Annotated in this window: 21 protein-coding genes; 14 read left to right on the top strand and 7 right to left on the bottom strand. The window is 47.0% G+C overall.

Annotation, left to right across the window (positions count from 1 at the left end):
* Nucleotides 1-14 precede the first annotated feature (14 nt).
* Nucleotides 15-362 (top strand): GFA family protein, encoded by a 348-nt coding sequence (locus tag EK374_RS11465; RefSeq protein WP_127023495.1) that lies wholly within the window; start codon nucleotides 15-17, stop codon nucleotides 360-362.
* Nucleotides 363-431: 69 nt separating this feature from the next.
* On the opposite strand, the gene EK374_RS11460 is transcribed toward EK374_RS11465, so the two are convergent.
* Nucleotides 432-773, bottom strand: a complete 342-nt coding sequence (locus tag EK374_RS11460) for a zinc ribbon domain-containing protein YjdM (RefSeq protein ID WP_127023493.1) — start codon at nucleotides 771-773, stop codon at nucleotides 432-434.
* Nucleotides 774-848: 75 nt separating this feature from the next.
* Complete coding sequence (locus EK374_RS11455) at nucleotides 849-1,322, bottom strand: LabA-like NYN domain-containing protein (RefSeq protein WP_127023490.1); 474 nt, start codon at nucleotides 1,320-1,322, stop codon at nucleotides 849-851.
* A gap of 136 nt (nucleotides 1,323-1,458) precedes the next feature.
* Here EK374_RS11455 and EK374_RS11450 point away from each other — a divergent pair, with 136 nt between their 5' ends.
* The 4 genes from EK374_RS11450 to EK374_RS11435 all read left to right on the top strand — a co-directional run bounded on the left by EK374_RS11450 (nucleotide 1,459) and on the right by EK374_RS11435 (nucleotide 4,559).
* Nucleotides 1,459-1,929 (top strand): YehS family protein, encoded by a 471-nt coding sequence (locus tag EK374_RS11450; protein ID WP_127023487.1) that lies wholly within the window; start codon nucleotides 1,459-1,461, stop codon nucleotides 1,927-1,929.
* A gap of 40 nt (nucleotides 1,930-1,969) precedes the next feature.
* A complete protein-coding gene (locus EK374_RS11445) occupies nucleotides 1,970-2,764 on the top strand; it encodes a PhzF family phenazine biosynthesis protein (RefSeq protein ID WP_127023484.1) in 795 nt (264 codons plus the stop codon).
* A gap of 58 nt (nucleotides 2,765-2,822) precedes the next feature.
* Entirely contained in the window at nucleotides 2,823-3,263 is a 441-nt protein-coding gene (locus EK374_RS11440; protein ID WP_127023481.1) for a GFA family protein, read from the top strand.
* 219 nt (nucleotides 3,264-3,482) lie between these two features.
* Nucleotides 3,483-4,559 (top strand): phospholipase A, encoded by a 1,077-nt coding sequence (locus tag EK374_RS11435; RefSeq protein ID WP_127023478.1) that lies wholly within the window; start codon nucleotides 3,483-3,485, stop codon nucleotides 4,557-4,559.
* 36 nt (nucleotides 4,560-4,595) lie between these two features.
* Here the strand turns inward: EK374_RS11435 and EK374_RS11430 are convergent, their stop codons facing one another.
* From EK374_RS11430 to EK374_RS11420, 3 genes are all read right to left on the bottom strand, one after another.
* Nucleotides 4,596-6,107 (bottom strand): amidase, encoded by a 1,512-nt coding sequence (locus EK374_RS11430; protein WP_127023475.1) that lies wholly within the window; start codon nucleotides 6,105-6,107, stop codon nucleotides 4,596-4,598.
* A 185-nt stretch (nucleotides 6,108-6,292) separates the two neighbouring features.
* Complete coding sequence (locus EK374_RS21135; protein ID WP_127026519.1) at nucleotides 6,293-6,388, bottom strand: BON domain-containing protein; 96 nt, start codon at nucleotides 6,386-6,388, stop codon at nucleotides 6,293-6,295.
* Between the two features lie 9 nt (nucleotides 6,389-6,397).
* Nucleotides 6,398-6,664, bottom strand: coding sequence for a BON domain-containing protein (locus EK374_RS11420; RefSeq protein ID WP_127023473.1), 267 nt, complete (start codon nucleotides 6,662-6,664; stop codon nucleotides 6,398-6,400).
* Nucleotides 6,665-6,854: 190 nt separating this feature from the next.
* Between EK374_RS11420 and EK374_RS11415 the strand changes: the two genes are divergently transcribed.
* The 6 genes from EK374_RS11415 to EK374_RS11395 all read left to right on the top strand — a co-directional run bounded on the left by EK374_RS11415 (nucleotide 6,855) and on the right by EK374_RS11395 (nucleotide 9,764).
* Nucleotides 6,855-7,250, top strand: coding sequence for a nuclear transport factor 2 family protein (locus EK374_RS11415; protein ID WP_127023470.1), 396 nt, complete (start codon nucleotides 6,855-6,857; stop codon nucleotides 7,248-7,250).
* Nucleotides 7,251-7,409 (top strand): hypothetical protein, encoded by a 159-nt coding sequence (locus EK374_RS20680; protein ID WP_164731863.1) that lies wholly within the window; start codon nucleotides 7,251-7,253, stop codon nucleotides 7,407-7,409.
* Nucleotides 7,399-7,719: a GNAT family N-acetyltransferase gene (locus tag EK374_RS11410; RefSeq protein WP_127023467.1), complete on the top strand. Its 321-nt coding sequence runs from the start codon at nucleotides 7,399-7,401 to the stop codon at nucleotides 7,717-7,719. The genes EK374_RS20680 and EK374_RS11410 overlap by 11 nt, the downstream gene beginning before the upstream one ends.
* Before the next feature lie 110 nt (nucleotides 7,720-7,829).
* On the top strand, nucleotides 7,830-8,723 hold the full coding sequence (locus tag EK374_RS11405; RefSeq protein ID WP_127023464.1) for an EamA family transporter: 894 nt from the start codon (nucleotides 7,830-7,832) through the stop codon (nucleotides 8,721-8,723).
* Entirely contained in the window at nucleotides 8,720-9,316 is a 597-nt protein-coding gene (locus tag EK374_RS11400; RefSeq protein ID WP_127023461.1) for a flavodoxin family protein, read from the top strand. The genes EK374_RS11405 and EK374_RS11400 overlap by 4 nt, the downstream gene beginning before the upstream one ends.
* A gap of 73 nt (nucleotides 9,317-9,389) precedes the next feature.
* Nucleotides 9,390-9,764, top strand: a complete 375-nt coding sequence (locus EK374_RS11395; RefSeq protein ID WP_127023458.1) for a nuclear transport factor 2 family protein — start codon at nucleotides 9,390-9,392, stop codon at nucleotides 9,762-9,764.
* 31 nt (nucleotides 9,765-9,795) lie between these two features.
* Here the strand turns inward: EK374_RS11395 and EK374_RS11390 are convergent, their stop codons facing one another.
* On the bottom strand, nucleotides 9,796-11,913 hold the full coding sequence (locus EK374_RS11390; protein WP_127023455.1) for a winged helix-turn-helix domain-containing protein: 2,118 nt from the start codon (nucleotides 11,911-11,913) through the stop codon (nucleotides 9,796-9,798).
* 127 nt (nucleotides 11,914-12,040) lie between these two features.
* On the opposite strand from EK374_RS11390, the gene EK374_RS11385 reads away from it, so the two are divergent.
* From EK374_RS11385 to EK374_RS11375, 3 genes are all read left to right on the top strand, one after another.
* A complete protein-coding gene (locus tag EK374_RS11385) occupies nucleotides 12,041-13,057 on the top strand; it encodes an alpha/beta fold hydrolase (protein WP_164731862.1) in 1,017 nt (338 codons plus the stop codon).
* 82 nt (nucleotides 13,058-13,139) lie between these two features.
* Complete coding sequence (locus EK374_RS11380) at nucleotides 13,140-14,150, top strand: serine hydrolase domain-containing protein (RefSeq protein WP_127023449.1); 1,011 nt, start codon at nucleotides 13,140-13,142, stop codon at nucleotides 14,148-14,150.
* Between the two features lie 9 nt (nucleotides 14,151-14,159).
* The gene (locus tag EK374_RS11375; protein ID WP_127023446.1) at nucleotides 14,160-15,218 is read left to right on the top strand and encodes an alpha/beta fold hydrolase; all 1,059 of its coding nucleotides are present in this window, start codon (nucleotides 14,160-14,162) and stop codon (nucleotides 15,216-15,218) included.
* 86 nt (nucleotides 15,219-15,304) lie between these two features.
* Here the strand turns inward: EK374_RS11375 and rne are convergent, their stop codons facing one another.
* Nucleotides 15,305-18,511: a ribonuclease E gene (gene rne, locus EK374_RS11370; RefSeq protein WP_127023443.1), complete on the bottom strand. Its 3,207-nt coding sequence runs from the start codon at nucleotides 18,509-18,511 to the stop codon at nucleotides 15,305-15,307.
* Nucleotides 18,512-18,860 lie beyond the last annotated feature (349 nt).

Here is an 18,860-nt window from a genome sequence, read left to right as displayed (position 1 = left end):
TACAAGGAGTCTTTATGATTTACAACGGCAGTTGTCATTGTGGGGCTGTAGCCTATCAGGTGGAAGCGGAGATCAGTTCCGCCTTAAGCTGTAACTGTTCGATTTGCAACAGAAAAGGCTATTTGTTGAGCTTTGTGCCAGGCAGCAATCTGACTATGCTTAAAACCGATCAGCCACTCACCACTTATACCTTTCATACTCATACCATTAAGCACCAGACTTGTCCTGTCTGCGGTTGTTCACCTTTTGCTTTAGGCACAGATCCGCAAGGCAATGAAGTGGCTGCTATTAATCTGCGTTGTTTGGAGGATATAGATTTAGATGCGCTGGAGATCCACAAGCATGATGGAAAACATAGCTAAACAATGGTAAGGCTTCAAAACTAAAAGTCAGGGGCCGGCTTCGGCCCTTGAGGTGTGAGAGTGTTTAAATCACTGCTTTTTGACAAATTCAGACTTTAACTTCATCGCGCCAAACCCATCAATTTTACAGTCAATATCATGATCGCCTTCGACCAGACGTATGCCTTTGACCTTAGTGCCAATTTTTACTACCAAAGATGAGCCTTTAACTTTTAAGTCTTTAATGACGGTCACTGTGTCGCCGTCCTGCAATACATTGCCGGCTGAATCACGGATCACTTTGTCGCCTTCTGCCGTATCAGTGCCGGCGTTTGCTGACCATTCATGACCACATTCAGGGCATATCAGCAGGTTATTATCTTCGTAAGCATATGCAGAGCTGCATTGTGGACAGGCGGGTAATTGGCTCATGATGTTCCTGATTTATTGCTGTAGGGCTTGAAAAGGCCGGCATTGTAGCCGAAAGGCCTTACTTTTTACAGGGTTTTAGAGCAATAAGTCGGTTTCAATAGGCCGCCACACCGCACAGCTTTGTTGCAAGGATTGAGCTGTTAGACCTGGCACGCTATAAACCACAGTATCGACACCATGTTGCTTGTAAACGGCCTGCAATAGTAAATCAAAATCGCCGTCGCCAGAGAGCAATACCACTGTGTCGACTTCGGCAGCTAAGGTCAATACATCAATAGTAATACCGACATCCCAGTCGCCTTTGGCTGAGCCGTCAGCGCGCTGAATAAAAGGTTTGAGTTTCACTTTAAAGCCTATGTGGCGCAAAGCATCCTGAAACTTAATCTGTTGATCGTCTTTTTTATCAATGGCGTAGGCATAGGCATAGCTAATATCGCCGCGAAGTTGTAGTTGCTGCCAGAACTTACGGTAGTTAAAAGAGCGGCCATAAGCCTGCTTGGTGGTGTAGTAGATGTTTTGTACATCGACAAAAACAGCGATTTTAGTCATAACAAGCAAAGCCAGAAACAAGATTGGCTGGACTATAACATGACATCTGCTTGAAACCTCGAAAGAAAATCAGCCAGCATTGCCTGGTGTCTGTTAAAATGTTCGCAACTTGATAGGAGCGCTTTGCGAATTTTTTATGAACAACAATGATGTATTACGCCGTTTACGTTACGCCTTTGATTTTGGCGATCAACAAATGATGAATTTATTTGCCCATGCTGGTTTGACCGTCAGTCGGGCCCAGGTGAGTGACTGGCTGAAAAAAGATGAAGACGCAGCCTTCCAGGCCTGTGATGACGTCACTTTAGCCAACTTTTTAAATGGCCTGATCATTGAAAAACGTGGTCGTAAAGATGGCGAGCAGCCAGTACCGGAAAGTCGTTTAAACAACAATATTATTTTCCGTAAGTTAAAAATTGCACTGGATTTAAAAGACGATGACATAGTGCAAATGATGACGAATATTGGCTTTCGCATCAGTAAACCTGAATTAAGTGCATTTTTCCGCCGTGCCGACCACCACCATTTCCGCCAGTGTCAGGACCAAATTCTGCGTAACTTTATCAAAGCTGTGCAGATTAAATACCGCGAAAGCTCTGAAGACTAAAAGCAGCTTCACAGCAAAAGCGACGAATAGGATTGAAAGCATGGAAGCAAAGCTGTATTTCTTTAAAGTTTTCACCGAACAAGCAAAAAGCGGTAATCCAGCAGCTTGCGCCCTACTCAGTCAATGGCCTGACACAGCTCTGTTACAGCAGATCGCTTTCGAAGCTGATCAGGTGGTGACGGCTTTTGTTGTGCCTGCTGCAGATAGCCCTTATCAGTACCACATTCGCTGGTTTTCCCGTGCACAAGAAATCAACTTATGTGGTCATGGCACTTTAGCTGCGGCGGCTTTATTGCGTCAGTTAAAAGGTGAGGGCAGTTATAGCTTTTTAAGTCAGTATGGTGAGTTAACAATACAAGCCCAGGCTCAATCGTTACAAATGAGTTTGCCGCAGTGGCATTCTGATGTTGAAACTGCCGTTGAATTACCCGCAGCCTTATTGGCCTGTCAGCCTGTTGATTATTTCCAAACCCGGGATTTAGTTTTGGTGCTTGCTGATGAGCAGGCTGTAACACAGTTTCAGCCTGATGTTGAGCTGATACGCCTATTGCCCCAGCATGCGCTCATTGTGACCGCTTTCAGTGCTCCAGCTACTTATGTATTGCGTTATTTTGCTCCCGCTATTGGTATAGATGAAGACATAGCCACAGGTTCAGCCCAATGTTCACTAGCTCCTTATTGGTTTGAAAAAAGTGGTCTGGCTGAGTTGCATGTGCGGCAATGTTCAGCAATACCAGCCAGCTTTTCGATGCTTATAGATCCTGATCTACTACAACTAAAGACTCAGGCTGTGAATTTGCCGCATCTGACCAGACTCATTGCAACAATTGCTTAACAGCCAATACAAAATCCAGTAGGCTGAGGGTCTGTCTCTAACCATCAGGCCTTGGTGTATGTCAGTTTCATCCAGTCAGTCTTCGCAACAAAATATTCATGGCCAGTGTTTATGTGGCAAAGTAAAAATCAAAGCTGCAGAAGTAACATTGCATGCAGGGGCTTGCCATTGCCACTATTGTCGTAAATGGTCTGGTGGTCCGCTTTTTACTCTGGATGCGGGGACCGTGGTCAAACTCGATGGTAGCTGTTTTGTTTCCAGTTTTAATTCGTCTGATTGGGCTGAGCGGGGCTTTTGCAATAACTGCGGTACACATTTGTTTTACCGGCTGAAACAAACTGGCCAGTATTTTGTGCCTGTAGGTTTATTTGATCAGCTAAAAGATGTGGTGCTCGATCATCAAATTTTTATTGAACAAAAACCAGACTGGTACAGCTTAGCTAACCAGACCACTGAACTGACAGGGAGCGAAGTTTTTGCGCTGTTTGCCGCTGAGTAACAGAAGCGGCAAGGTGGCGAGTGTTTTTAAGTGATTCAACATGATGTTCAGCAGAAGGTCCGGCCTGATCCAGAGCATAAACAGCTAGGTTTAAACAGATAGAACATAAGTAGGTTGTTAAGTCCTTGTTTATATTTAAGTCTTATACTACTGGATTTTAAGGTTTAGCGCATAACATGCCTGAGCGTCCAGGATAACTTTTAGGCTACAGGAGTTGGCGTGAATAGAGGACACAAAAAATCAAAACTGACTGTATTGTTGCTTGGTTCAATGAGCATTGCAGTGTCAGCTCAGGATGTCAGTGTTTGTCAGGGCACTCTGGATAATAAAGCACGTCTGGCTTGTTATGATCGGATCTTCGGTACTACAGCTACAGTGTTGACTGAGACTGCAGCTGCAGGCGAAGCCGATGTTGAAGTAAAACCTCAGACCGCAGCAGAAACTGAAGTGGTGGCGGAGCCTGTGGCTGTAGCGACCGTGATGCAAAAATACTGGGAGTTAACTCCAGAAGAAAAACGTGATCGTTTTGTATTTCGAACTTATCAACCAAACTTCTTTTTACCTGCTCACATCACCTCGAATATTAATAAAGCGCCACAAAGCCCAACCCGGGGCCAGGCAGAAGCCAGCGAAAACTATAAACAGATGGAAAGTAAGCTGCAAATTTCGTTAAGGGCTAAGTTGATAACAGAGTTTCTGTTGCCTGGAGCCGATTTATGGTTTGCTTTTAGCCAGCGATCAATGTGGCAATTATGGAACAAACAGGATTCGGCACCTTTTCGTAATACTGATTATCAGCCAGAGTTGATGTACATAGTGCCAGTGTCTGATGCATGGGGCGATTTACCTGGGGACTGGCAGGTCCGAATGCTGCAGTTTGGTATAGCTCACCAGTCTAATGGTCAGGCGAAGCCCTTGTCGCGCAGCTGGAATAAAGTGTACACGGGTTTAGCTGTCGACAAAGGTGAGTTTGGTCTGAACTGGCGTTACAACCAGCGCATTTCCGAAAACGGTGATGAAGACGATAACCCGGATTTAATCGACTATATTGGCAGTCATGAAATCAGCGCTAACTGGTTACCTGGTGATGCAACAGCGCAGCTCACCTGGCGAAATGATTTTTCGTATTTAAGCCGTGGCTCCTGGCAGTTGGATCTGACCTATCCGGTCGATAGCAGTAAGATGGACGGTTTACGCTGGCACTTGCAGATGTTTTCTGGTTATGGTGAAACCTTACTGGATTACAATTTCAGGCAAAACAGTATAGGCCTGGGTGTGATGCTGTTTAACTTCTGACAGACAACGGACCTCAGCCAGCAAAATAAGCCCGCGTTAGCGGGCTTTGCTTAGAAATTCAGGTGTTTTGCGGGCCTGAAGTTTTTGCTCCAGAAAAGTTGCTGCGCTGATCAGTTTTTGTTCTGACCAGGGTAAGCCAATCAGACTTAACCCAAGAGGTAAGTCAGAGTCAAAGCCGCCAGGTAAACTCAGGTTTGGGTAGCCCGCTACTGCAGCTGCAGTCGAAGTACCAAAGTTAAAGCTATCACCTTTGACATGATCAATGGGCCAGGAAGGACCATAGGTAGGGAGCAGGATCAGATCGGCCTTTGCTTGCTTTAAATACTGATCCAACTGCCGTTCAGCCAAAGCTCTGCTGTGATTTAAGGCTTGCTGATAGGCGTCCTGCTCTTTGACTAAATCCATTGCTGCTGCTTGCTGTAAATAGTCCTGCCCATAAAAAGCCAGCGCTGCTTTGCCTTTGGTTAAATTAAAATCAACCAGCTTTTGTACTGAATTAACCGGCTCTGGCGCTTGATAGTCTTTCAGCCATCGGGCTAAATCTCTGCCAAATTCGTACACCAGTACTTTAAGTTCATCCCGGTACAACTCATTGGGCAGCTGCCAGTTATGAACTGTCTGTACCTGCACCCCTGCAACTAATAAAGCGGCTTCAGTGTTATCCAGCATTCGCTTTATAGCTGGGTAGTCTTTATCAAAAGCCCGAACCAGCACTACTTTTTTCGGCATCCAGGCCTTTGCCTCTAGTGGGCCGGTTTTTTGTTGTGCTTCAGGTGTTTGCAGTATTTCAAGCAATGTGGCGGCATCAGCTACTGTTCTGGCCATAGGACCTGCAATATCCTGTGCATCGGCGATAGGAATAATGCCTTGACCTGGTACTGAGCCTCGTGTTGGTTTTATACCGACCACTGCATTCATAGAGGCAGGGCAGACAATAGAACCGTCGGTTTCAGTACCTACGGCTAACAAGGTTAAATCAGCAGCAACTGCCACGCCTGAACCTGAACTGGAACCGCAAGGGCTGTGGGTTAATACATAAGGATTTTTGGTTTGTCCGCCTAACGCAGACCAGCCACTGGCTGAACCTTCACCGCGGAAATTGGCCCACTCCGATAAGTTCGCTTTGGCCAGAATCACCGCACCTGCTGCCCTTAATTTCGTCACTAATGCTGCATCTTTGCTGGTTTTAAAGTCTTTTAATGCCAGAGCCCCTGCTGTAGTTGGCAGCTTATCTGCAGTGGCGATATTTGCTTTTAATACCACGGGAATACCATGCAATGCCGAGCGAACCTTTCCAGCTTTGCGTTCGGCATCCATCGCAGCAGCTTGCTGCAAGGCATCAGGGTTGATATCCACTATGGCATTTAAATGTGGCCCGGCATCGTCTACCGTGTTGATTTGCTGCAGGTAATACTGAGTTAATTCAACCGAACTCAAGCCTTGTTGTTGCATAAGTTTGTTCGCTTTTGCCACAGTAATTTCTTGTAATGGCATAGCCGCATGGCTCACTGAGCAGAGCATCAGCAGGCTGAGTAAAGAGAAGCGCATCGCTGTTCCTTTGCATGATTATTTTATGAACTAACAATCAGTTAAAGGATATGCAGTTGCAATAGGTCTGAGTTAAAACGACAAATTAGCAGGTTTGAATTTACTTGGTGCAAATAAATCCAGAGCAGGGATCAGAGAATAAAACAGAATATTCCGTCACTCTGTAAAAGTGACGGAGTTGTGGATTATTGTTGCAAGGTTAATTCGTCATGCACAGCCTTCACGCCAACCACTCCTTCAGCAATAAGGATGGCCTGATTAATTTGGCTTTGGCTGTTGATTACCCCTGTTCATCGGACGTCCCCTTTGGTTGAGACAACGTTGATCTGAAAGTCCTTTAATTCTTCATTACGCAATAAAGCGGTTTTTACATCATTGCTGATGTTCGCGTCTGACATGGCGACCGGAACTGCGCTGTCTGCTGCATTTGCAACTGCACTTTTGTCATCTTCCGCCGTCGTAGAGGTAGGGTAGGTTGGAGTTGATTTATCACAGGCGGTCAGTGTAAAAACCGCAAGCAGCATCAAAGATGATGTAAAACCAGTAGATAAGCGCATAACAAAGTCTCCGTTGGGCCGAACTGTGTGGAGGTCGGATAACTTGATACTGACCCTTGGCTGCTGCGGAGTCTGTGCGCTAACGAACCTGAAGTGTCATGCTTTTAGAAAAACTTGCGACTGTGACTTGCGTCTATTCGACGAACTAAGGTAAAACGGCGAATCAGCAAAAAGCATAGAGTCTAGCGTCGTGACATCAGAACAATATAAAGAGCTAACAAAGCAACTGATTGCACTGGAATTGCAGTTACAGCAACCAGAAACCAGGCGAAATAAAGCGCGGTTGAACCTGTTGCTGGCTAATGGTTTTGAAGAGATCGCAGCCTCCGGTGTGCGTTTTGGTAAAGCCCATGTGTTGCAACGATTGCCGGAAGAACAAGCGCCTTGGGTGGAAGCTTTTGATTTTGAAGTGCGTTTATTATCTAAAGATGTGGCTCAGGTGCTCTACAAAGCCAAATTACGTAAAGCGGGAGAGATGCAAACTAAACTGTCGCTGCGCAGCTCTTTATGGCAACTCAATAGCCTCGGCTGGCAAATGGTGTTTCATCAGGGTACACCAGTGCTGCCAGCGAGTGGGCCTGTTTAAATGCCGGGCTACTCTATCCGTGCTTTACAGGCAGATGATGTCGAGGTTGTGCTTCAGTTTGAGTTGGTCCACAAAAGCTTCTTTGAGCAAAGTATTGAAGCGCGACCGGACGAATTTTATCAGCCAGCCGCTGTACAGCAGCATATAGCTGATTTTTAATGCAGAAAAGGAACTGATCGGCAGAGCTAATTTAAAAGACATCGATCAGGTGACAAAAACTGCGTATGTCGGCTATCGCATTGCGGAACACTGGTCTGGTAAAGGTGTTGCCAGTTTCGCTTTATATGAGTTAATGCAACAAGCAAAACAGATGGGATTGATGGTTTTATTGGCCTGTGTGGCGACAGAAAATCTGGCCTCTATGCAGGTGCTGAAAAAAGCTGGTTTTCAAAAAATGGAAACTATACCGCAAGTGACCATAGTTCAGGGCAAAGCTGTTGCTGGTTATCTGATGTGGCTGAAACTCTAATCCATTAAAAAATCATTTAAATTCTTCTTGACCTCAAGTTAGCTTGAGCTTTTACAGTGGCGGCAGATTTTAAGTCTGTGCACTAAGTACTGTAAAAGGAGTGTTTTGTAATGAGTTCAGTTGTATCCCGTTGGTATGATCCCTGGTTAACCGCTTTAGCCCCGCTGATTTGGGGCAGCACCTACTTAGTGACCACAGAATTTTTACCCCCTGATGTACCTTTGTTATCTGCCGCTTTACGTACCTTGCCGGTTGGGCTGTTGATGTTGTTATGGTTACGTCAGTTACCAACAGCGGGCTGGTGGGGAAAGATCTTTTTGTTAGGTTTTTTAAATATTGGCGTGTTTCAGGCGCTGCTCTTTGTTGCCGCTTATCGTTTACCTGGCGGCGTGGCTGCGACAGTAGGGGCAATTCAGCCTTTAGTTGTGGTGATCTTGAGCTGGGCAGTGTTGGGTGGTCGCACTTCGTGGCTCAGCTGGATTGCAGCTTTATCAGGTTTATTGGGGGTCGCTATGTTAGTGCTTGGACCCGCGGCCCAATTGGATAGCATAGGAATAATGGCTGCAGCAGCCGGCGCCTTAGCTATGGCTTGTGGCACTTTATTAACGAAAAAGTGGCAACCTCCTGTCAGTGCGCTGGTGCTCACCAGCTGGCAGCTTAGCGTGGGCGGCTTATTTTTATTACCGCTGGCTTTTAGCGTGGAAACGCTGCCACAAAGTCTTAGTCTGACTCATATTCTGGGTTATCTGTGGCTGGGTTTGATTGGGACCGGCCTGACTTACGTGTTCTGGCTGCGGGGCGTGATGCGAATGTCTGCCAGTGCAGTCACAGGTTTTAGTTTGCTAAGCCCGTTAAGTGCCACAGTGCTTGGTTTAGTGGTGTTGGATCAGCATCTGACCTTGGTGCAAAGTCTGGGCATGGTATTAGTGCTGACAGGAGTCTGGCTTGGCCAACATAAAGCCGCAGTAGCTGTAATGCCAGTAAAAGCGGAGGCCAGCCAATGAAGATTGTCATTGTGTATCACTCAGTTACAGGCACCACAGCACAGTTGGCTGAAGCTATAGCTGCAGGTTGCAGTTCAGGGATGGCTGTTGATGTGCAGCTACTTCGAATTGAAGGGGAAGACATAATACAAGGGCGTTACAGAAATAGTTCCTTGCTTGACGCCATCGATCAGGCTGATGGGGTGATTTTTGGCTCTCCAACCTTTATGGGCTCTGTATCCTCACAATTTAAAGCTTTTGCTGATGCTACGGCGGGCGACCGTTGGGGCAAGCAGCTTTGGGCCGATAAAGTGGCAGCGGGTTTTACTGTAGGCACAGGTTACTGTGGAGATACATTGCATAGCTTGCATTACTTGCAAATTCTGGCAGCGCAGCAGGGTATGCTCTGGACTGGCCTGGATTTGGCTGGTGCTGGTGATGTGAAATCGCCCAACCGGCTTGGAGCTCAGGCAGGTTTAATTGTCAGAGCCGTAGATGGAGCTATAGAACAACCTGACTTGCAGACTGCTTTTTATCTGGGGCAGCGTGTTGTTCGTGTCGTAAGCCGATGCATGTGGCAAGAGCAAAAACCAGAGTCAGGGCAGCAACTCTGAGTTTCCAAAGCAGAGCTGGTATTTTTAGCTGCTTTTGCCGATCATCAGAGTTTTATCACAAGGTAAAACTCTGATGACAAACACAATACAACAGCTGGATCCAGTACAACTGATCCAGCAGCAACTGGATGCTTACAACAGTAAAAATATCGGAGCCTGGCTCTCTTGTTATCATCCGGATGCGGTGCAACTGGATTTTCACGGTACAGTATTAGCCAGAGGCCATGATGAAATGCAGCAGCGTATCAGTTTGCGTTTTTCCGAACCGGACCTGCATGCAAAACTATTAAATCGCATGGTGATGGGGGATTGGGTGATAGACCATGAACTTATACAGCGTAACTTCCCTGAAGGCCGAGGTCATGTGGAGATGTTATGTAGTTATCAGGTGAAACAAGGCCTTATTGTAAAGGCCTTGTTTCAGTTGGGAGAAAAAGTACTGCTTTAAGCAATACTCACTTTTACAACCAGTACTGGTGTTATTTTGTTTTGTCGAGCGCAGGCGCCAGCTTATAAATATCGCCTTTAGGCACACCTGCTTTTACATAAAACAGCTGCTGGTTCTGAATGTCGTAATGATGAACAAAACGCTCCGGCGTGGCCAACAGCAGGCTGTTTTCTTTGTTTTGTAGCTGATACTGACGGATACCCTGATCAGGTTGATAGTAATAAATCTGGCCGTCGGACAAGCTCCAGTTCAGCCAGTTAATTTTGTTGAAATCAGCGATCAGCTGCTGTTCCTCGCCAGAGATTAGATCCAGTACAAATAAGCCATCCTGATGAAACTTGCTGAAATACAGCTGATCCTTCACCAGATAACCGCTGTAGCCACCTTGTTGTGTCAGTTGTTTGCTTGTTGCTGTGGTCAAATCCAGCTGCCACAGTTGCCAGTCGCCGCTTTGTTTACTGCAGTAAATAATGCCGCTGCCATCTGCCATCCAGTTGGCCACTTCCACTTGTTTATCTGGCGCAACTAACACTCTGCTTTGACCTGAAGCGACCATCAGTTGCCATAAAGCGCCGTCTTTGCTAAAAATCAGTGACTCGCCATCCGGTGACCATTGCAGCCGCACAAAAGCAGGAGAACCAGGTAAATCAGCCAGTTGGTACTCGTTTTGACCTGCAGGTTGTAGCCAAATCTGATCTTTGCCACTGCGCTGGCTTAAAAAGGCTAAATCGCCCTTATGATTAACGCGTGGCATGCGGTCGACCTTGCTGCTACCTATACGGATCCTGGCTTTATCGGCTTTTAGGTCATGCTGCCAGATATCAGCGTCCAGTTCATAGTCAGCGTAATAAATCTGTTGATCCACCACTGCAAGCGACTGCACAGTGCGGCCGGTATAAAACAAGAACTCCAGCTGATCTGTGTCAGCGTTATATTGCAGCAGTTCAGCGTCTTTACTTAGCAGTAACTGATCGGCTAACCAGTCGATGTTCGTTGCTTGCAGCGGCAAGGTTTTTTGCGTTAATACGGCAAAGCTGCTGCTATCGAGTATAAATAACTGAGTCTGTTGGTTTTCCAGATAACGCAGTACAGCCAGTTTTTTACCGTCATCAGATTCGGCAAACGCCAGCTCTCCTGTAGGGCTTTCTGCACTGAGCGGGTTGGTGATCTGCTCTTTGGCCATGGTATCCAAACGATACCGGCTTAAGGCATAAGGCTGGATTTTGTTTGCTCTGTCACGCAGGTAAAAGCCTTTGCTGTCGTTTTGCCAGGCGATTTTCACCACTGAATCCGTGTTGCACGACGCTACAGTTTTCTTTTGATCAGGTGCTTCAATTAAAAACCACTCAACAACACAGCCTTGTTGATGCTGTTTGACCCACAACACTTGTAAGCCATCCGGGCTTAAAGCTGCGGTTAACAGGTCTTTGTCTTCGGCTAACAGCTGAGTTTTTCCTGGATCCTGCTGTAATATCAGCTGTTTTTTTCCTGCTTCTGCAGAAAGATACAATAACGTTGAGCCGTCTTTACTCAGACTTAAATCATAGTCAACGCCCTGCGCATGACTGACCGGCACTGGTTCGTTGATATAAGGTGTTGGCAATTTTTCTGGTTCAGGGGCCAGCGTAATAAAAAACCACAGTACAAAAAACAGCAGCGGGGCAGTCCAAAGTACACCCAGTATCAGTTTGGTTTTGAGGCCAGAGCTTTTTACTACAGCTGGGTGTGCTGCAGTGGTGCTTTCAACCTCTATGGCAGGTTTTGCTGTTGAATTCACTGCGTGTTGCACGTTCTCTGCCTTCTCAGACATTTCTGTCATTTGTGGTGTTACAGTCTGGCAAAGCCGATAACCCACTTTAGGCAGGGTTTCAATATAAGTGGTTGCCGGGTCTAACTGAGCAAAAGCTTTGCGTAATAAAGACACAGATTTATTAATGGCACTTTCGCTGACTACCCGACCAGCCCACAGCAGCTCAATCATTTGGTCGCGGCTCAGCTGGCCTTGTTCAGCTGTAATAAAAAGCGATAACAGCTGGTAAGCCTGAGGTTCCAGATACAAGCGCTCTGTCGCAGAGCACAGCTCACGGCTGCCGGAGTCAAAGGTCAGTTGGCCAATCAAAAATTGCTGATGAGTGTGCTGTGCAGGCATAGATCAAAAAGTCCGGAAAGATGCTTTGGCTAAGGGTAAGCTTTTTATCATAAAAATGTCCTTAACACTTGTGTTCTTACTGTCTTTTTCTGATGCAACATCAGAGTTTTATAGATGGAGCACCCTAATGACCCTGTTGAAATGGCTGGTATTTTACCTTGTGATTGGATGGATAAGTACGACAGAAGTAAAAGCTGCAGAAGCCTTACCTGAAGGCGTGAGACTAATAAAAGCTGGCGGCGCAGAGTTTCAGCTGCGCTCAGCAGGGCTGGCGCACAAAGGGCCAGCTGTAGTATTGCTGTCTGGTCCCAATGAGCACTGGCACAGTGACAGTGGCTGGTTTGCGTTACTACAAGCTGTACTGGCCGCAAAATACCGAACTTATGCCATAGACAGATTGGGCCAGGGCCTGAGTTCAGAGGTAAATAATCCGTCCTACAGGCGTTTTGCTGAGGATTTAGCCTTAGTGTTGACTGAGTTGAATGAACCGGAAATCCTGCTGCTCAGTTTTGCCAGTAGTTCTGTGTCTGCTTTGTTATTCGCTCATCAAAATTCCACACAAAAGATCAGGGGGCTGCTGCTGATTGACCCGGATATTCCTCTGCCTGGCTCCATTGCTTTGTACAAAGGTTATCCTGCGGATTGGTATAAGGCGAATCTGGCACAACTGTTGCCAGCGTTAGAAACTGGCGTCTGGACAGAACGCACTGATAAAAAGCTGCAGCAAGAGCGACAACTGGTGCAAAAGCTAGTGCCGGCAGATTATGCCAATCAAATGGACTGGGCTTATTTTGATTTTATGGCACAGCAACGACTTCGCATTGAACGCCAGCAAAACAGGGCGAAAGAAATTGCCGCCTACGCTGACGATTTGGATGCCTATCAGGCTCTGCCTTTTTACACTAAGCGGCCCGTGTCAGTGATCAATTCAGATTTTGAGCAACAACAAATCAACCAGAACCCTGAGCAAAAATCGCAGTTGCTGGCCTGGCAACAGGAGGGGGATGGTTGGAGTAAACAGCAAGCAGATCGTTCTGGTGGTCAGTATGTAGAGCTTAAAGATTCTGACCATCTGGTGCTATTCCAGCAGCCTGCTGCGATCACAAAGGCTGTGGATTGGCTCATGGCGTTCCCTGTAAAATAAATAGTTTCTGACTCTGCTTACAGCGATGAAGGCTCAAGGTAGACTTGGCCTTTTTTATGATCAGTTGTGAGTTCAATTGCTTATGTTCAGGATCTTAGTTATCCCTTTTTTATTTTTCTCCGGTTATACACTAGGTTCAGATGTACCACTTTCTACCTCTGATGCAGAACTTTTAACTACACAGATCCAAGAAAAAATAGAAGGTCGCCCTGCGTTTCAGGGCACAGCCTTGCTTATGCAAGGGACAGAAGTTCTATGGCACTATCAACAAGGCAGTACTTTACAGGGTAAGTCTTTTGATCAACACAGCGCATTTTTTGTTGGCTCCATCAGTAAAACTCTGGCTGCTGTGTTAGTGATGCAGCAGGTGCAGAAGGGGACTCTGGATTTACAGGCACAGGTAAAACGCTATTTACCTGAACTTAAGCAGCCTTGGACCGCGTCAGTACAAGTTGCTGATTTGTTGAACCACAGCTCTGGTCTGGTGGATGTCAATACTCAGCAGAACTATGGTCAGTTCCGTTATAACAATTTAAATTTCCAGTTGCTTGGTCAAATTCTGACTGCTGTCACAAAGCGGCCTTATGCTGAGTTAGCAGCACAAGTGTTGAGTCAATGCCAGATGCACAGCACTGGTTTTGCTGACAAGGCAGAGAGAGCAATTCAAGGCTGGTATGAAGAGCAGGGGCAACTAAAAGCCATGAAAGGTTTTATGCCGGTTGAAGCAGAGCCCAGTGGTGGTTTAATTTCATCAGCCGCTGATGTCGCACTCTTGCCTTTATGTATGCAGCAACATCTGACTAAAACCAGCCTGCGACAAATGACGACAGCGGGGATTTTGCGTCCGCATCGATGGGGTGAAGTCTATTACGGTTATGGGGTGCAAATTTCGCAAACTGCAGCAGGAATAGAATGGAGCCATAGTGGTTATATCCCAGGTTATGTTTCGGCGTTTAATTATTTTCCGCAGCACAAACTGACATTAGTGGTGCTGGAAAATCAGTCGTTGGACCCACAGGATTTAGCCAGAGCAATGTATTACCATGACAAAATAAGATATTCAGTGATCGGCTTGCTGAGCAGGAACAAATAAGGACCATTTATGAAATTGAGGTATTCGTTGCTGACTGCAGCACTCTTCTGCTGCGTCTATACAGCTCAGGTAAAGGCCACAGATAACTTCGCCGTGTCGTATCAACAGCAGATTGCTCCGTTCTGGCAAGGCGTGGTAGCGCAAAAACTAGAGCTAAAGGACGGCTCCAGCCTGCACTATGTAGTGGTTAAGCCTGAACAAGCTGTGCCGGAGCAAATAAAGGCCACTGTCGTAGTGGTGAATGGCCGCACTGAATCTTATTTAAAGTATCAGGAACTCGCTTATGAGCTGACACAGCAGGGTTATCAGGTGCTGATGTTTGATCACAGAGGGCAGGGAGTATCGCCTCGTTTAACAGATAATCCACATAAAGGGCATATCGAAAATTTCCAGCAGTATATTGACGATATGCATCAGTTGATCAGCCAGGTTGTGCAGGCTGAAAAAGTGCAGGCTGATCAGAAGCGGCCTTTGTATCTGCTAGGCCATTCTATGGGCGGCGCTATCAGTACCTTGTATTTACAGCAGCACCCGGATGTATTTCAAAAAGCCGCGTTGTCTGCACCTATGCACGGTATTAATGGCAAGCTGGCCTATGACGAGTGGGATGCCTGTCGTCTTGCATCAACAGTGACACTATTTTCCACAGAAGGTTACGCCGGTTTTGCGGACAAGCCTTATGCCGCAGGTTCATTTGAAGGTAATGAGCTGACCGGTTCGAGAGAGCGTTATCAGTGGATGCAAACTTTATATCAGGACAATCCGCAGCTGCAATTAGGTGGCGCCACCTGGGGCTGGTTGGATCAGGCCTGCGCTGTATTGCCAGACATGCAACAGCAGTCTGGCCAGATCAAAATTCCTGTGCTGGTAATGCAGGCAGAGCTAGACACTATAGTGTCAGCAACTGCACAACAAGAGTTTTGTGCTGCATTAGCACAGAACCCAAATTCAGGCTGTGTGGGTGGTTTACAGGTGATTCAGGGCGCAAAACATGAACTCTTATTTGAGCAGGATGAAATTCGTCAGCAAGTGCTTGAGAAAGTACTGACGCATTTTGCATCAGAGTAACAACACTTAGACAGTGATCGCGTACTTTGACACAGCAAACAAAAAGGCCACCTTGCGGTGGCCTCTCTTTTGGGTTTTAAACCAGCTTATTCAACTGAACCTGGTTTTGTCATAGGAGCAACACTCATCTGACGGGCAGAGGCTGAGCCACCAGGACGTTCTGAGCTGATGACCAGTGGTCGTTCGCTGTTATCCATGCTAGTTGCCTGAGGTGCTGCTTCAACAGTAGCCAGAGCTTCAGCTTTGGCTACTGGCTTAGTCATATCCGCAGTCACCATTTTTGCGTATCTGTTAGCAGCAGCAACCGGAGCTTTCACTTCAGCTACTACTTTTTTCGCAGGCGCTTTACGTGTTTTGGCTTTTGGAGCTTCTTCAGCATCAGGTGCAGTTTCAACCACTGTAGCTGGTTCAGCAGCTACAGGTGCAGCTTCAATCACTGGCGCTGGTTCAGCAGCTACAGGTGCAGCTTCAATCACTGACGCTGGTTCAGCAGCTACAGGTGCAGTTTCAACCACTGGCGCTGGTTCAGCAGCTACAGGTGCAGTTTCAACCACTGACGCTGGCTCAGCAGCTACAGGTGCAGTTTCAACCACTGGCGCTGGCTCAGCAGCTACAGGTGCAGTTTCAACCACTGGCGCTGGTTCAGCAGCAACAGGTGCAGCTTCAACGACCGGAGCTGGTTCAGCAGCAACAGATGCAGTTTCAACGACAGGAGCTGGTTTAGCTTCAACAACAGCCACTTCTTTCGCTTCTTCAGCGATAGGCAGATCCAGTTGCTGTTCAGTGCTTACCGCAGCCTCCTGATCTTCAGGGTAACGGGCAGCTAAAGCTTCTTCAGCTTCCTGGTCCTGTTGTTCTTTTTTACGTTTCTGGCCAGCAGCACGTAAATGACGAGGAGAACGACGGCTGCGGCTACGACCTTCAGCGGCTTCTTTTTCCGCATCAGAGCTTTCTGCACCAGTTGTTTCACCCGCATCTGTAGCCACAGTGTCAGCTTCAACAGCATCGGCCTGAACAGGTGCTTCAGCCGCTGTGACTGGTTCTGCCGCGGCAATTTCCGCTACAACAGTGTCGATGGCTACAGGTGCAACTACAGCGGTCTCAACAACAGGTGTAGCTACCACAGCTGCTTCAACAGCTGTTGTTACTACAACTGCTTCAACGCCTTCTTTTTCGTGACGAACAGACTTGCGCATCTGACGACGTTGACGGCGCTCAACAATCTTAGTGCTGTGCTCTTCGTCGTGATCTACGGCTTTGACCGGAGCTGGACGTTCTGATACAGGTTTCTTCTGTTCCTGACGTTCGTTACGCTCGCCTCGTTCAGCTCGCTCTGAACGTTCTCCACGTTCCTGGCGCTCACCACGTTCCTGACGAGCCTTATCCTGTCTTGGCGCTCGTTGTTCTGCAGTACGCTCAGTAGTGCGTTCAGTTTTCGCTGGACTAGCGTTGTCGTCTTTTGCAACTTTTTCATCCCCTTCCTGACGGCGGCGATTTTTGTTGTTACGACGTCTGTTGTTATCACGGTTATTGTTGCGACGCGGGGCTTCTTCTACCTTTTTCTCTGGTGCAGGTGCAGCAGCGAATAAAGATTTAAACCAACCCACTACAGATTCAACCAGGCCAGGGCCTGCATCTTTTACTTCAGCCACTTCAACTTTACGGGTTGCAGCTGCAGCTGGCGCGGCAGAGGAAGAAGCTTCAGCCATATTAATGGCGGATACTGCTGGTTTTTCTTTTACTGTTTCGCCAATAGGGTGATACACAGCACTGCCGACCGCAGGTGCTTTCACCATGTTGTAGCTGGATTCTTCAATCTCTTCGTCGATACGAATACGCGTCACTTCATAGTTTGGCGTTTCCATATGTTCGTTAGGGATGATGTAAATCCGGATACCGTGACGGCTCTCTATACGACGCACTGAATCACGTTTTTCGTTCATCAGGTAGGTCGCAACTGAGACAGGCACCTGAGCATGAATTTGACTGGTGTTGTCTTTAATAGCTTCTTCTTCGATTAAACGTAAAATCGACAGAGCGGAAGACTCAGTGCTGCGAATAGTGCCGCGGCCATGACAACGTGGACACACATGAGTCGCAGACTCGCCCAGTGAAGGACGTAAACGTTGACGTGACATTTCCAGTAAACCAAAACGTGAAATGCGGCCAATCTGTACGCGGGCACGGTCTTGTTTTACGGCGTCTTTTAAGCGGTTTTCTACTTCACGTTGATGACGCACTGGCGTCATATCGATGAAGTCGATCACAATCAAACCACCTAAGTCACGTAAACGTAACTGACGGGCAATTTCATCGGCTGCTTCTAAGTTGGTATTAAAGGCTGTTTCTTCGATGTCACCGCCTTTAGTTGCTTTTGACGAGTTGATGTCAATGGCTGTTAAGGCTTCAGTGCTGTCGATCACGATAGAGCCACCAGAAGGTAAACGCACTTCACGGCGGAAGGCTGACTCGATTTGAGTTTCAATCTGGAAATGCATAAACAGCGGCACTTCGCCCTGATACATTTTGACGCGGTGGGCAAAATCAGGACGGAATTGCTGAATATAAACTTTGGCTTCTTCGAAAATACGTGGGTTGTCGATCAGTATTTCACCGACATCACGGCGCAGATAATCACGAATAGCGCGGAATACCACGTTGCTTTCCTGATGGATCAGGAATGGAGCAGGGCGGTTTTGTGCTTCATGCGTAATAGCAGACCAGTGCTTTAATAAGGCTTTTAAGTCGTAATCCAGCTCTTCGTGAGACTTACCCACACCAGCGGTACGCACTATTAAACCCATGCCGTCTGGCAGTTGTAATTGATCCAAAGAGTCTTTTAAGTCCTGACGCTCGTCACCTTCGATACGACGGGAAATACCGCCGGCACGTGGATTGTTAGGCATCAGTACTAAATAAGAACCAGCTAAAGAGATAAAAGTGGTTAAGGCTGCACCTTTTTGGCCACGTTCTTCTTTATCAATCTGGATAATAACTTCCTGACCTTCTTTGACTACTTCTTTAATATTTGGGCGACCGTCAAAGGTATAACCGGCAGGGAAATATTCGCGGGAGATTTCTTTCAGAGGTAAAAAGCCATGTCGTTCAGAGCCATAATCAACAAAAGCTGCTTCCAGACTGGGCTCAACCCGGGTGATTCGTCCTTTGTAGATATTTGCTTTTTTCTGTTCGTGTCCTGGGCTTTCGATATCCAGGTCGTATAATTTTTGTCCATCGACAAGTGCTACGCGGATTTCTTCTTCCTGCGTGGCGTTAATTAACATTCTTTTCATTGTTTTGTGACTCTATTGCATAGGCCACAACGCAACGACATCCTGCGTCCGCGTTTCAGATGGTCAAACATATCAATGCTGCAGTCTCTCGACTGGGGATGCTTGAGCTAACTCATTTTATACCTTCACCTTTGCGTTACTTCAGGTTGACTTCTGTGGCTTCATCTGAGGGATCTTAGTCCGTCATAGCGAGCCTGCGTGTCACCTTACTCTAACCTTCAGCAGTTCGGGTATATTTTGCGCCGCCTTGTCAGGGCCGCACTTAAATGTTTTTTGCTGTGATCTGACACAGAGATCGCGCGATACCGCGCTGCGTTGTCGCAATTTTTTTTTGCCTAAGTGACCGGAA

Origin of the sequence: Rheinheimera mangrovi (assembly GCF_003990335.1) — a bacterium.
GTDB lineage: Bacteria > Pseudomonadota > Gammaproteobacteria > Enterobacterales > Alteromonadaceae > Pararheinheimera > Pararheinheimera mangrovi.
Note: the sequence above shows the minus strand (reverse complement) of the source record. Positions and strands in the feature narration are given on the sequence as shown.

Excerpts from the sequence above, each read along its gene's own strand:
- EK374_RS11465 (WP_127023495.1), top strand. The coding sequence starts at position 15 with ATGATTTACAACGGCAGTTGTCATTGTGGGGCTGTAGCCTATCAGGTG.
- EK374_RS11460 (WP_127023493.1), bottom strand. The coding sequence starts at position 773 with ATGAGCCAATTACCCGCCTGTCCACAATGCAGCTCTGCATATGCTTAC.
- EK374_RS11455 (WP_127023490.1), bottom strand. The coding sequence starts at position 1,322 with ATGACTAAAATCGCTGTTTTTGTCGATGTACAAAACATCTACTACACC.
- EK374_RS11450 (WP_127023487.1), top strand. The coding sequence starts at position 1,459 with ATGAACAACAATGATGTATTACGCCGTTTACGTTACGCCTTTGATTTT.
- EK374_RS11445 (WP_127023484.1), top strand. The coding sequence starts at position 1,970 with ATGGAAGCAAAGCTGTATTTCTTTAAAGTTTTCACCGAACAAGCAAAA.
- EK374_RS11440 (WP_127023481.1), top strand. The coding sequence starts at position 2,823 with ATGTCAGTTTCATCCAGTCAGTCTTCGCAACAAAATATTCATGGCCAG.
- EK374_RS11430 (WP_127023475.1), bottom strand. The coding sequence starts at position 6,107 with ATGCGCTTCTCTTTACTCAGCCTGCTGATGCTCTGCTCAGTGAGCCAT.
- EK374_RS11420 (WP_127023473.1), bottom strand. The coding sequence starts at position 6,664 with ATGCGCTTATCTACTGGTTTTACATCATCTTTGATGCTGCTTGCGGTT.
- EK374_RS20680 (WP_164731863.1), top strand. The coding sequence starts at position 7,251 with ATGCCGGGCTACTCTATCCGTGCTTTACAGGCAGATGATGTCGAGGTT.
- EK374_RS11405 (WP_127023464.1), top strand. The coding sequence starts at position 7,830 with ATGAGTTCAGTTGTATCCCGTTGGTATGATCCCTGGTTAACCGCTTTA.
- EK374_RS11400 (WP_127023461.1), top strand. The coding sequence starts at position 8,720 with ATGAAGATTGTCATTGTGTATCACTCAGTTACAGGCACCACAGCACAG.
- EK374_RS11395 (WP_127023458.1), top strand. The coding sequence starts at position 9,390 with ATGACAAACACAATACAACAGCTGGATCCAGTACAACTGATCCAGCAG.
- EK374_RS11390 (WP_127023455.1), bottom strand. The coding sequence starts at position 11,913 with ATGCCTGCACAGCACACTCATCAGCAATTTTTGATTGGCCAACTGACC.
- EK374_RS11385 (WP_164731862.1), top strand. The coding sequence starts at position 12,041 with ATGACCCTGTTGAAATGGCTGGTATTTTACCTTGTGATTGGATGGATA.
- EK374_RS11380 (WP_127023449.1), top strand. The coding sequence starts at position 13,140 with ATGTTCAGGATCTTAGTTATCCCTTTTTTATTTTTCTCCGGTTATACA.
- EK374_RS11375 (WP_127023446.1), top strand. The coding sequence starts at position 14,160 with ATGAAATTGAGGTATTCGTTGCTGACTGCAGCACTCTTCTGCTGCGTC.
- rne (WP_127023443.1), bottom strand. The coding sequence starts at position 18,511 with ATGAAAAGAATGTTAATTAACGCCACGCAGGAAGAAGAAATCCGCGTA.